Here is a 12,623-nt window from a genome sequence, read left to right on the forward strand (position 1 = left end):
ATGATGAGGTACGCGACCGGTCGCCGCCGGTGCTGGCCCCGTTTCGCGGGCAAGGCTCTGGCGCTGGTGCTCGCCGGGACCCTGTCGTTGGCGGTTTCGCCGGCCGCTGCGATGCAGGCCCCGTCCGCGGCCGTCACCGCCCAGGCGGACGCGAGCCAGGGACAGATGCTTTACGAGACGAAGTGCGCAGCGTGCCACAGCCTCGGCGCCGACCGGCTCGTGGGCCCGGGCCTGGCCGACGTCACGACGCGCCGGGAAACCGCCTGGCTGGACGCCTTCATCACCGATCCGGCGCCGATGCTCGCCGGCGGCGATTCGATAGCCGTCGCGCTGCTGGCCGAGTACCAGCTGCCCATGCCCGCGCTGGGTCTCACGGACGACGAAGTCGACGCCATACTCGCCTTCCTCGAAGCGCCCACGCCGGTGTCTGGTGGGGCGACGTCCGAAGCGGCCGACGGCGACGCTACCACCGGGAGGGCGCTCTTCACCGGGGAGAAGCGCCTGGCCAACGGCGGCCCGGCTTGCCTCTCCTGCCACTCGGCCGTTGAAGTCGGGCTGGCCGGCGGCGGCAACCTCGCGGTGGACCTGTCGCCGGCTTCGGCCAAGTACGGAGCTGCGCTCCCAGGCGTGCTCGGGACCGCGCCGTTTCCGGTCATGCAGGATGTCTTTGCGGACCATCCGCTGACGGGCGAGGAGATAGCCGATCTCGCCGCGTTCCTTGGAGCTCGATCGGACGAAGTCCGCGCCACCGCAGCGTCGTCGGCGCTCGCCTTCCCCATGACCGGACTGGGAGGCGCGGTCGCGCTGCTGCTGCTGGCCGGGGTGCTGTGGAGAGGACGTCTGAGGGGCGTCCGCAAGCCGTTGATCGGAGGCCACCGATGAGTTGGATCAAGGACGTCACGGACCCGAAGTTTCGGGTCTGGGAGGAGTTCTACCGCAATCGGTGGCAGTACGACCGGAAGGTGCGTAGCACGCACGGCGTCAACTGCACGGGCGGCTGCAGTTGGGAAATCTTCGTCAAGGACGGGATCGTCACCTGGGAAATGCAGGCCACCGATTACCCCAAGCTGGAAAACGGCCTCCCGCCCTACGAGCCACGCGGCTGTCAACGCGGAATCTCGTTCTCATGGTACCTGTACAGCCCGATCCGCGTGAAGCACCCCTACATCCGTGGAGTACTCGCCGACCTGTGGGCCGAGGCCAAGGATCGGCACGCGGATCCGGTCGAGGCCTGGACTTCGATCGTGGAGAACCCCGACGCGCGCGCGAGCTTCCACCGGGCGCGGGGCAAGGGCGGCTTCCGTCGGGCCTCGTGGGACGACGTCCTGGAGATCCAGGCCGCGGCCAACATCTACACCATCAAGAAGTACGGCCCGGACAGGGTGATCGGCTTCTCGCCGATTCCCGCCATGTCGATGCTCAGCTACGCGGGCGGATCCCGCCTCCTGCAGCTCATGGGAGGGGTCAACCTCAGCTTCTACGACTGGTACAGCGATCTCCCGCCCGCCTCGCCCGAAGTGTGGGGCGAGCAGACCGACGTTTGCGAGAGCGCGAGCTGGTACAACGCCAAGTACATCGTGGTGATGGGGTCGAACCTGAACATGACCCGCACCCCGGACGTGCACTTCGTGGCGGAAGCCAGGCACAACGGCTCCAAGCTGGTGGTGTTCTCGCCGGACCTCAGCCAGGTGTCGCGCTACGCCGACTGGTGGGTGCCGGTGCACGCCGGCCAGGACGGGGCGTTCTGGATGGCGGCCAACCACGTGATCCTCAAGGAGTTCCACGCCGACCGGCAGGTACCCTACTTCACGGACTATCTGAAGCGGTACAGCGACGGGCCCTTCCTGGTCACCCTCGAGCCCACGGAAGAGGGGTGGCAGCCCTCGCGTCTGCTCCGGGCGAGCGACCTGGAGCGGTACGCCGACGTCGACAACCCGGACTTCAAGTTCACGGTATTCGACGAACGAGCCGGCGCGCCCCGGCTGCCGACAGGCAGCCTCGGATTCCGCTGGGAGAAGCCCGGCGGCAAGTGGAACCTGCAGATGAAGGACGGCGTCGACGGCTCGGAAATCGCGCCGGCGCTTTCGTTCCTGGAGGCTCACGACGAGGTGGCGCTGGTGAAGTTCTCGGACTTCGCCGAAGACGTGGTGCGTGGGCGCGGCGTGCCGATCCGCTACGTCGACACAAAGCGCGGCCGCGTCGCGGTTGCCACCAGCTTCGACCTGCTCATGGCGCAGTTCGGCGTTTCGCGCGGGCTGGACGGCGACTACCCCGCCGGGTACGACGACCCCACCAGCCCTTACACGCCGGCCTGGCAGGAGCGCTACACCGGGATTTCCGCCGACACGGTCACCAAGTTCGCGCGCGAGTTCGCCAAGAACGCGGAGGCGACCCGCGGCAAGAACACCGTGATCATCGGCGCCGGCATCAACCACTGGTACCACAACAACCTCATATACCGGGGCCCGATCACGGGCCTCATGCTGACCGGTTCGGTCGGCGTGGACGGAGGCGGGCTGGCGCACTACGTGGGGCAGGAGAAGCTCGCGCCCGCGGCGCCGTGGGGGACCATCGCCTTCGCCAAGGACTGGCTCAAGCCGCCCAGGCTACAGAACGCGCCCTCGTTCCACTACGTGCACACCGACCAGTGGCGCTACGAGACCGGCTTCAGGGAATACGACGCGCTGCACGGCGACGACCTGACCAGGGGCCACACGATAGACCAGCAGGTGCGAGCGGTGCGGCTCGGCTGGCTTCCGTTCTACCCGCAGTTCCCCCGCAACAGCCTGGACCTGGTGCGAGACGCCCGGGACGCCGGTGCGGGGAGCGACCAGGAGGTCGTGGACTGGGTGGCCGAGCGCATCCGGACGCGCGAGCTGAAGTTCTCCGTCGAAGACCCCGACGCCCCCGAGAACTGGCCCCGGGTCTGGTACATCTGGCGCGGCAACGCGCTGATGTCGAGCGCGAAGGGACACGAGTACTTCCTGCGCCATTACCTGGGTACGCACGACAACGCAATCGCCGACGAGAAGGCCGCCGGCACCACCAGCGAGGTGGAGTACGTGGACGAGCTTCCGCGCGGGAAGTTCGACCTGATCGTGGACCTCAACTTCCGCATGGACACGTCCGCGCTGTATTCGGACATTGTCCTGCCGGCGGCCACCTGGTACGAAAAGGACGACCTCAACACGACCGACCTGCACTCGTTCATCCACCCCCTGACGCAGGCGGTACCACCGTGCTGGGAGTCGCGCAGCGACTGGGACATCTTCAAGTCCATCGCGAAGGCCACGGCCGAACTGGCGCGCGTCCACCTGCCCGATCCGGTCAAGGACATCGTGGCGGTGCCTCTCCAGCACGACTCCCCGGACGAGATGGCTCAGAGCTCGGTGCGAGACTGGCTCACGGGCGAGTGCGAGTACGTGCCGGGCAAGACCGGCCCCAAGCTGATGGTCGTCGAGCGGGATTACGCGCGCCTGCACGAACGCTTCATCAGCTTCGGACCGGCGGCTCGCGACGGCATCGGCGCGCACGGCACCAGTTGGGGCATCGAGGATCAGTACGATGAACTGGTCCGAAGCGGGCCCACGGTGTCGGTGAACGGGGATCGGCACCCGTCGCTCGAAGACGCGGTGGAAGCCGCCAACGTGATCCTGGCGCTCGCCCCCGAAACCAACGGGGAATCCGCGTACCGCGCGTTCAAGGCACACGAGGAGAAGGTGGGGCTTCCGCTGGCGGACCTGGCGGAGCCGTACCGCGGCGTGCGCATGACCTTCGAGGACATCATAGCGCAGCCGCGCCGTCTCCTCACGAGCCCCATCTGGTCCGGACTCAGCAACGACGGCAGGCCGTACTCCCCGTTCACGTACAACGTGGAGCGGCTCGTGCCATGGCGTACGCTTACCGGCCGGCAGCATTTCTACCTGGACCACCCGGGCTACATCGACTTCGGCGAGCACCTGCCCACCTACAAGCCCAAGTGCGACGCGGTGGCGTACGGGGATCTTCGCAAGAGCGAGGGGGACGAGAACAGCCTGCTGCTCAACTACCTGACGCCGCACGGCAAGTGGCACATCCACTCGACCTATTACGACAACCACCGCATGCTCACGCTGTCGCGCGGGATTGAGCCGTTCTGGCTCAACGACCAGGAGGCGGAGTCGGTCGGCATCGCCGACAACGACTGGGTGGAGGTCCACAACGACCACGGCGTGGTGGTCACGCGGGCCGTGGTCAGCTCACGCATACCTCCGGGTGTTTGCATCTTCTACCACTCGCCCGAAAGGACGATTTCCGTCCCCAAGTCGCCCATTCGCGGCAACCGCCGGGCCGGGGGGCACAACAGCCTCACCCGCACTCGCCTCAAGCCCGTCCTCATGATGGGCGGCTACGGCCAGTTCACTTACCACTTCAACTACTGGGGACCGACGGGCGTGAACCGGGACACACACGTCTTGGTGCGAAAGCTCGCAGGCAAGCCGCGCTGGTAGGTCGAACGAACGCGACCCGAGAGGACTCCGAATGGACGTGCGTGCACAGGTATCGATGGTCTTCCACCTGGACAAGTGCATCGGCTGCCACACCTGCAGCGTCGCCTGCAAGAACGTGTGGACGGACCGCGAAGGCACCGAGTACATGTGGTGGAACAACGTGGAGACCAAGCCGGGCACGGGCTATCCCACGCTGTGGGAGGACCAGGACAAGTACCGGGGCGGCTGGGAGTTGAAGAACGGCAAGCCCAAGCTGCGCATCCAGGGCAAGGCGGCCAGCCTGGGCAACATCTTCCACAACCGGAAGCTGCCGGTCCTGGACGACTACTACGAGCCTTTCACGTACCGGTACCAGGATCTCTTCGACGCGCCGGCTTCGGACGACCAGCCCACGGCCCGCCCCATTTCCATGGTCACGGGCAAGGATATGGACATCGAGGCCGGTCCCAACTGGGACGACGACCTGGGTGGATCCCCGGTCTACGCCGAGAACGACTTCAATCTGCGCGAGCTGAGCGAGCACGAGCGCAAGGCGCTGTTCGAGACCGAGCGCATGATCCACTTCTATCTGCCGCGCATCTGCAACCACTGCTTGAACGCGGGCTGCGTGGCGGCCTGTCCGGCGGGAGCGATCTACAAGAGGGGCGAGGACGGCGTGGTGCTGGTCAACCAGAACAAATGCCGCGCCTGGCGCATGTGCATCTCCGGTTGTCCGTACAAGAAGGTCTACTACAACTGGGGCTCGGGGAAGTCGGAGAAGTGCATCCTCTGCTTCCCGCGCCTCGAGACGGGGCAGGCGCCAGCCTGCTTCCATTCGTGCGTGGGACGGATCCGCTACCTCGGGCTGCTCCTGTACGACGCAGACCGCATCCCCGAGGCGGTCGGCGCCCCGGATGAGGACCTGGTGGAGGCGCAGCGCGACATCATTCTGGACCCGTTCGATCCGGAGGTGATCGCCGAGGCACGACGCAGTGGAATCGACCCTTTGTGGATCGAGTCCGCCCAGAAGTCGCCGGTCTACAAGTACGTGAAGGAGTGGAAGCTCGCGCTGCCCCTGCACCCGGAGGCGCGCACGCTGCCCATGCTCTTCTACGTGCCGCCCCTCCTTCCCGTAATGGCCTCCATGAACGGGGGCAACTACGAAATCGACGGGGCGGACTACTTCGGCTCGCTGGAGCAGGCGCGAGTCCCGCTGCGCTACCTGGCGCGCCTGTTCGCCGCCGGCAACGAGGGCATCCTGCGCACGGTCATCGAAAAGTTGATCGCGGTGCGGCTCATGCGCAGACAGGAAACCGTGGGCGATGATGTCGGGTCGGACGTTGACGCCGTTCTGGCGGCGACTGGCCTCACGCGGGAGGTGGCCGATGCGATCTACCGGCTGACGTCGCTACCCACGTTCGAGGAGCGGTTCGTGGTGCCGCCGTACCACCGCGAGATGGCGATAGAGATGATGGAGGACCCGCTCGGCCATAAGGGTGCGGCGGGGGTCGGCGCACGCGTGCCGGCGAAGCGGGGGCCATGAGCACGGCGGAAGCGCTGGGCACGGCGGCGGCCGCGGGCGGCGCGAAGGTGGAGGTGGAGGGCGCGAGCACCCCCCCGAGCGGGCCGACGTTACTGCTTCTGGCGCGAACCCTGGACTACCCGGGGGCGACCACCGCGGCGGCCCGCGCCGAGTTGCAGCGGCTACTGGCCGCCGCCCGGCCCGCCGCTGCGCGGTCACTCGAGGCGCATCGGGAAGCGGTGGACGTGCTGTCCCTACACGCGCAACAGGAACTCTACGCCGCGACGTTCGACACAAACCCCTCGGTGTGCCTGTACGTCGGTTACCACCTGTTCGGCGACAGCTACCAGCGGGGCGCGTTCATGGCGCACCTCAACGGCACCTACGGCGAGTCCGGCTTCGAGACCGGGCAGGAGTTGCCGGACCACCTCAGCGTGGTGCTCCGCTTCCTGGCCCACAGCGAAGTCCTCGAGGAGCCCGCCCCGGGCCTGGAGGGGGGACGGGACGCGTGGGTGGCGGAGCTGATCGACGAAGCGATCGTGCCGGCCACTCGAGCGATCGTGCGCTCCTTCGAGGGCACCGAGAATCCGTACGCGGCGCTGCTGGCGGCCGTTCTGGAAACGGTCAGGCGGCCCGGCGACGAAGGCGGCGGGCGAAACGATCGGACCAGGGCGCGTTCGCTGCCGGTCATGCAGACACACGGGCCACCCGAGACACGCCCGCCCGGAGCGGCGGGCGGCTGGATCGCGCGGCGGCCCGAACACATGTAATCCGGGGACGAACCATGTCGCTCAACGCGGACCTGATCCTGTTCGTCGTGCTCCCCTACGTGGCCGTGGCGCTCGCGGTGATCGTGAGCGTCAGGCGCTACTTTTCGGACGGCTTCTCGTTCTCCTCGCTTTCCTCCCAGTTCCTGGAGAGCGGGCGCCTGTTCTGGGGATCGGTGGCTTTCCACTACGGTCTGCTCGTGGTCCTCGCGGGCCACCTCATCGCCCTCCTGGTACCGAGCGGAGTGATCGCCTTCAGCCGAGTGCCGGTGCGCCTGTTCCTGCTCGAGGCCACGGGGCTGGCTTTCGGGCTGCTGGCGCTCGTGGGCGTGGTCCTCCTCTCCTACCGCCGCGCTTCCGTGTCCAGGGTGCGGGCGGTGACCTCGCGCTGGGACGTCATCCTGCTGCTGCTCTTGCTGTCCCAGATCGCGACCGGCGTGTTCACGGCGATATTCCATAGGTGGGGTGCGGCGTGGTCCGTTCACACGGCGATCCCCTACCTGTGGTCGCTGGCCGCGTTGTCGCCCAGGCCGGAGTTGGTTGCGGCCCTACCCCTCATGGCGAGGCTGCACATCATCAACGCCTTCGCCCTGATCGCGATCATCCCGTTTACCCGGCTCGTGCACTTCCTGGTCGTTCCCGTCTGGTACCTGTGGAGGCCGTACCAGGTGGTCGTCTGGAATCGAAAGAGGACGGCGAGTCCCGGCGGATGACCAAACGGCCGCAGGCCAAGGCCAGCCCTACTGGACTGTAACGCTGTTACAGTCCACTAGCACGGAGGCATGATGCCGGAATCGGGTCGCGCCAAGCTGACGCTCACGCTGAACACGATCGCGTTCACCGTCTGTTTTGCGGCGTGGATGCTGAACGGCGTGCTCGTGACGTTCCTCATCGACAACCAGGTCTTCGATTGGAACGCCCGGCAGATGGGGTGGCTGATCGGCATACCCGTGCTGACCGGCGCGCTCACTCGCCTGCCGGTCGGCTTGCTGACGGACAAGTTCGGCGGACGACCGGTGTACGCCCTGCTGATGCTCGCGTCGGCCATCCCCATGTACCTGCTGAGCCGCGCGGACAGCTACGGCGAGTTCCTCCTCGCGAGCCTGGGCTTCGGCCTCACGGGAGCTTCCTTCGCCGTCGGGATCGCCTTCACATCCGTGTGGTTCACGCCGAAGCACCAGGGCACGGCGCTGGGCATCTTCGGCGCCGGGAACGCGGGCGCCGCGCTGACGACGCTGGGAGCGCCCTCCCTGCTCCAGTCGCTCACGGCGGGGGGCACGTCGCTCGAAGGCTGGCGGACGTTGCCGCAGCTTTACGCGGCCGGGCTGGTAGCCATGGCCGTGATCTTCTTCCTGGGCACCCGCAACCGGAAGGCCCACGGCGCCGCGGACAAGACGCTGCGCGGCATGCTCGAGCCGCTCAGGCACATGCGCGTGTGGCGCTTCGGGCTCTACTACTTCCTCGTGTTCGGCGGCTTCGTGGCGCTCGCGCAGTGGCTGGTCCCGTACTACGTCAACGTCTACTCGATGACGATCGTCACGGCGGGATTGATGACGTCGATCTTCTCGCTTCCATCCGGTGTCATCCGCGCTCTCGGGGGCTGGATGTCCGATGTCTTCGGGCCGCGACGCGTGTTGTATTGGGTGCTCGGCGTCACCGCGATCTGCTGCTTCCTGCTGGTCTTCCCGAGGATGGACCTGGAGTCGCCGGGCAAGGGCGTCATGGCGCAGCGCGCGGGAACCGTGACCGCCGTTTCGCCCGCGGAGATCAGCGTCGATGAACGCTCGTATGCGCTGGTGGAAGCGCCGAGCGCGGCGATCTTCACCGACGAGGGGACCCTCATCCTGCCGGTCGCGCGCACCTGGCAGGAGCCGGCCGTGGACGTGGGACAGGCCGTCGCCAAGAGGGAGCTGCTGGCGCGCGGGGTAACCCACATCTACTTCCAGGCCAACGTCTGGATCTTCACCGCCCTGGTGTTCCTCATCGGCATCGCCATGGGCATCGGCAAGGCCGCCGTCTACAAGTACATCCCCGATTACTTCCCCGACGACGTGGGCGTGGTCGGGGGCATGGTGGGCGTGCTCGGCGGCCTGGGCGGCTTCGTGTGCCCGATTCTCTTCGGGGCCCTGCTGGACTCCATGGGCCTGTGGACCACCACCTGGATGTTCCTGTTCGGCGTCTCCGTGGCGTGCCTCGTCTGGCTGACCGTGGTCGTCCGCCAGATGTCCAGGCAGATCTGATGACCGGCCTCGGCGCACGCCGAGCGAAAGGCACCTGAAATGGCGGAAGGAAGTGAATTCGGCTCGGACCCGGATCTAGGCGTCCCCGGCCACGGAATCGCGGCCTGGGAGGTGGAAGACGAGGCGTTCTGGGCGAGCACGGGCCGGCGGGTGGCGATCCGGAATCTCCTGATCTCGATACCGTGCCTGCTGGTGGCGTTCGCGGTCTGGCTCGCGTGGTCGATCATCATCGTCCAGATGGAGACCCTCGGGTTCCCGTTTTCGAAGGTCGAGCTTTACACGCTGCCGGCCATCGCGGGCCTGTCCGGGGCCACGCTACGGATCCCGAACTCGTTCATGATCGCCATCTCGGGCGGCCGCAACGTGATCGGGGTTACCACCGCGCTGCTTCTCCTGCCCACGGCCGGCCTCGGGTTCGCGCTGCAAGATCCGAGTACCGGCTACGCCGGATTCGTCGTCCTGGCTGCGCTTTCAGGCATCGGCGGGGGCGCGTTCGCCTCCTCCATGTCAAACATCAGCTTCTTCTTCCCCAAGCGCATGCAGGGACTGTCGCTGGGACTGAACGCCGGTCTCGGAAATCTGGGGGTCAGCGTCATGCAGCTCCTGTTGCCCGCGGTCGCCACCTTGGCGCTGTTCGGAGCCGTGGGAGGAGCCGGAAGAGCCGGGCCGGACGGCGGCGAGGTGTGGATCCAGAACAGCGGGCTCGTCTGGGTGCCGATCCTTCTGCTGCTGGTCGTCCTCGCCTTCCTGTTCATGGACAACCTCCCGCTGCACCGCGTCGGATCGACCGCCGGCGCCATCTGGAGGATGTTGTCGCTCGAGTTCCTGGGGCTCGCCGGAGCGGCGCTGGGAATCGGGCTCCTTCTCGGCTTCGACCTTGGCCTACCGGACCTGGTCAGGATTCTGCTCGTCCTGGCGCTTAGCGTGTCCGCGACGCTGCTTCTGATGCGGTACGCCGCGCCGGCCGCGGTGCGCCAGAGCCTGGCGACTCAGTTCGCCATCTTCCGCGAGAAGCACAACTGGGTGATGACCTGGCTGTACACGATGACGTTCGGCTCCTTCATCGGGTACTCGGCCGCCTTCCCCAAGCTCATTCAGGACGTGTTCGGCAGTCTGCCGGACGGCTCGCCGGCGCTGAACGCGCCGAACCCGCTGCACTACGCCTGGCTCGGACCGCTGGTCGGGTCGCTCATCCGTCCCGTCGGCGGCTGGCTGGCCGACAAGCTGGGCGGCGCGCGGGTCACCCATTGGGACACGCTACTCATGATCGGATCGGCGATCGGCGTTGCGATCACGGTCCGGCTGGCGGGGGCGGCTGACAGCCCCGACGCCTACTGGTGGCCCTTCTTCGCCCTCTTCATGGTTCTGTTCGTGGCGACCGGGATCGGCAACGGCTCCACCTTCCGCATGGTGCCGATCATCTTCAGACCCGAACTCGCCGGGCCCGTGCTGGGCTGGACTTCGGCCATCGCGGCCTACGGCGCGTTCATCATTCCGCGCATCTTCGGAGGGCAGATCGAGGCCGGTACGCCCGAGTACGCGTTGTACGGTTTCGCCGGCTACTATGTGAGCTGCCTGGCGGTAAACTGGTGGTTCTACGCGCGCAAGGGCGCCGAGATTCCGTGCTGACCTGGGGAGGAGGACACGGGTCGACCCGGCTGCGGTCGCGCGTGTGGCGCCTTGGTCGATCGGCCTCGCGCCTGGTGGCTGTGGCTCTCGTGGGGTTCGGTTTGGCCACCCAGGCCGCCGCTCAGGCCGATAGCACCGAATTCAAGTTGTCGGCGGACGTCCGCGTGCGTAGCGAGATGGACGCGCGTACGTCCGGGGCGGCCTCCGATCACGCGACGCTGCTGCGCTCACGCCTGGCCGTGACGGCGCGGCGCGGCAGCCTGAGCGCGCTCGTCCAGATCTCCGACTCGCGCGCGTTCGGAGAGGAGACGAACACGCTGGCCGACGCGACCGCCGACCGCATGGACGTGCCGCAGGCGTACCTGGCCTGGACGCCGCGCGACGAGCTCCGTTTCGTGATCGGCCGCCAGGAGCTGGCTTTCGCCGACCAGCGGCTCGTCGGGTCCGTGCAGTGGACGAACGTGAACCGCTCTTTCGACGGCGCCCGCCTCACGTTGCTCCACGCGGATTGGGTGATCGACGGCTTCGCGGCCGTGCTCGACGAACGCGCCGCGCTCATGGCCACGGGGCTCGATCCCAGGATCAACGGCGACTCGTCGGGCGACCGCTCCCTGTTCGGGCTCTGGGCTGCCAACGCCAGCGTGGACCTGTTCGCGCTGGCGGATCGAAACGCCACCAACGGGGCGACCCGGACGGACATCGATCGGGTCACGCTCGGCGCGCGAGGGCGTGAGCAGTTGGGCCCCGTGGCGGTCGAGGCGACCGCGGCGGCCCAATTCGGACATCAGACGCAGGGTGTCGCATCCCGCCAGGATATCGGCGCATACATGGTCACGGCCGCGGGCACCTACGGCTTCCGCGGACCGCTCGGTGGACGACTCGGCCTGCAGGTCGACTACCTGTCTGGAGACGACACTCCGCTGGACGGAACCTTCCGGGGCTTCAACACGCTCTACGCGACGAATCACAAATTCTACGGCTTCATGGACATGTTCCTGAACATGCGCGCTCATGTTGCCGACCTCGGCCTCGTGGACGGCGTCGTCCGCGGCGTGATCCGGCCGGCCGGCTGGACGGTCAAGGCGGACCTGCACCGATTCTGGCTCGCGCGCGCCTCGCCGGTCGGGGAGAGAGGGCTGGGCTACGAGCTCGACCTGACGGCGTCGGGGACCCTCGATCACGGACTGGGAGTCCAGGCCGGATACAGCCTGTTCGTGGCGTCCTCCGCCGGCGAGTCGGCACCTATCGGGCTTGGAGACGAAGTCTTGCACTGGGCGTACGTTCAACTGCTGGCACGCTTCTGAGCGCGCCGGTCTCCCCCTTACCGCACCAGCACCCGCCCGCGCATTCGCTCGAGAGTAGCGGGGCCGATCCCGCGTACCGCCAGCAGTTCCTCCAGGGAGCGAAACGGCCCGGCGCTGTCCCGGTGGGCGATGATGCGGCCGGCCAGGGCGGGCCCGATCCCGGGCAAGGTCTCCAGCTCCGCCGGTGCTGCCCGGTTCACGTCTACCGCGCGCGCTAATCCTCGGTCTGTGGCCGGCGGCCTGACGAATCCCAGGTCGATGAAGGGGCGGATTTTCTCCAGCGTGGCCGGACCCACGCCGCGCACCCGCAGCAGGTCGCCCGGGGTCGCGAACGGCGCGGTGTCCCGGGTGGCCACGATGCGGTCGGCCGTCTGCGGACCGATGCCCGGCAGACGATCCAGCTGGGCCGCCGTGGCGCGGTTGGGATCCAGCGTCTCCCCGTCGGCGAGCGGGCGCGAGCGGGCGCGGCCGTCCTCCAGCGCCTCCCCGCTTTCCGTCTCGAGCGCCTGGAGGTCCACGTCTTCGGCCAGGAGCGCCGCGTCGCCGGGTCCGGTCACCAGCCGAATGCCACCCGACAGGGTCAGCAGAAAAGCGATGAACGCCAGCGCCCGGGCCTCGTCGCGTGTCACCTCCCCTCCCTTCCACCGCGGTCGGCCTCCGCCGGGGCTCGGCGGCGACCACGGGAGGGGTCC

At 67.7% G+C, this 12,623-nt stretch carries 9 protein-coding genes; 8 read left to right on the top strand and 1 reads right to left on the bottom strand.

The features are described 5' to 3' along the window. From ABFS34_01865 to ABFS34_01900, 8 genes are all read left to right on the top strand, one after another. Positions 1-882, top strand: coding sequence for a c-type cytochrome (locus tag ABFS34_01865; protein ID MEN8374174.1), 882 nt, complete (start codon positions 1-3; stop codon positions 880-882). Then, positions 879-4,490 carry a nitrate reductase subunit alpha gene (locus ABFS34_01870; GenBank protein ID MEN8374175.1) on the top strand — a complete coding sequence of 1,204 codons (3,612 nt, stop codon included), beginning with the start codon at positions 879-881 and terminating at the stop codon, positions 4,488-4,490. Before ABFS34_01865 ends, ABFS34_01870 begins: the two co-directional genes overlap by 4 nt. Before the next feature lie 31 nt (positions 4,491-4,521). Further along, positions 4,522-6,012, top strand: coding sequence for a nitrate reductase subunit beta (narH, locus tag ABFS34_01875; protein ID MEN8374176.1), 1,491 nt, complete (start codon positions 4,522-4,524; stop codon positions 6,010-6,012). Then, entirely contained in the window at positions 6,009-6,761 is a 753-nt protein-coding gene (locus ABFS34_01880) for a molecular chaperone TorD family protein (protein ID MEN8374177.1), read from the top strand. The genes narH and ABFS34_01880 overlap by 4 nt, the downstream gene beginning before the upstream one ends. A 14-nt stretch (positions 6,762-6,775) precedes the next feature. Continuing rightward, a complete protein-coding gene (gene narI / locus ABFS34_01885) occupies positions 6,776-7,471 on the top strand; it encodes a respiratory nitrate reductase subunit gamma (protein MEN8374178.1) in 696 nt (231 codons plus the stop codon). Between the two features lie 69 nt (positions 7,472-7,540). Continuing rightward, complete coding sequence (locus ABFS34_01890) at positions 7,541-8,998, top strand: MFS transporter (protein MEN8374179.1); 1,458 nt, start codon at positions 7,541-7,543, stop codon at positions 8,996-8,998. Between the two features lie 39 nt (positions 8,999-9,037). Next, the gene (locus tag ABFS34_01895; protein MEN8374180.1) at positions 9,038-10,627 is read left to right on the top strand and encodes an MFS transporter; all 1,590 of its coding nucleotides are present in this window, start codon (positions 9,038-9,040) and stop codon (positions 10,625-10,627) included. After that, positions 10,621-11,931 carry an alginate export family protein gene (locus ABFS34_01900; protein ID MEN8374181.1) on the top strand — a complete coding sequence of 437 codons (1,311 nt, stop codon included), beginning with the start codon at positions 10,621-10,623 and terminating at the stop codon, positions 11,929-11,931. Before ABFS34_01895 ends, ABFS34_01900 begins: the two co-directional genes overlap by 7 nt. A gap of 17 nt (positions 11,932-11,948) precedes the next feature. On the opposite strand, the gene ABFS34_01905 is transcribed toward ABFS34_01900, so the two are convergent. Next, a complete protein-coding gene (locus ABFS34_01905) occupies positions 11,949-12,560 on the bottom strand; it encodes a ComEA family DNA-binding protein (GenBank protein ID MEN8374182.1) in 612 nt (203 codons plus the stop codon). Positions 12,561-12,623: the final 63 nt, after the last annotated feature.

This window comes from Gemmatimonadota bacterium (assembly GCA_039715185.1).
Taxonomy (GTDB): domain Bacteria; phylum Gemmatimonadota; class Gemmatimonadetes; order Longimicrobiales; family RSA9; genus DATHRK01.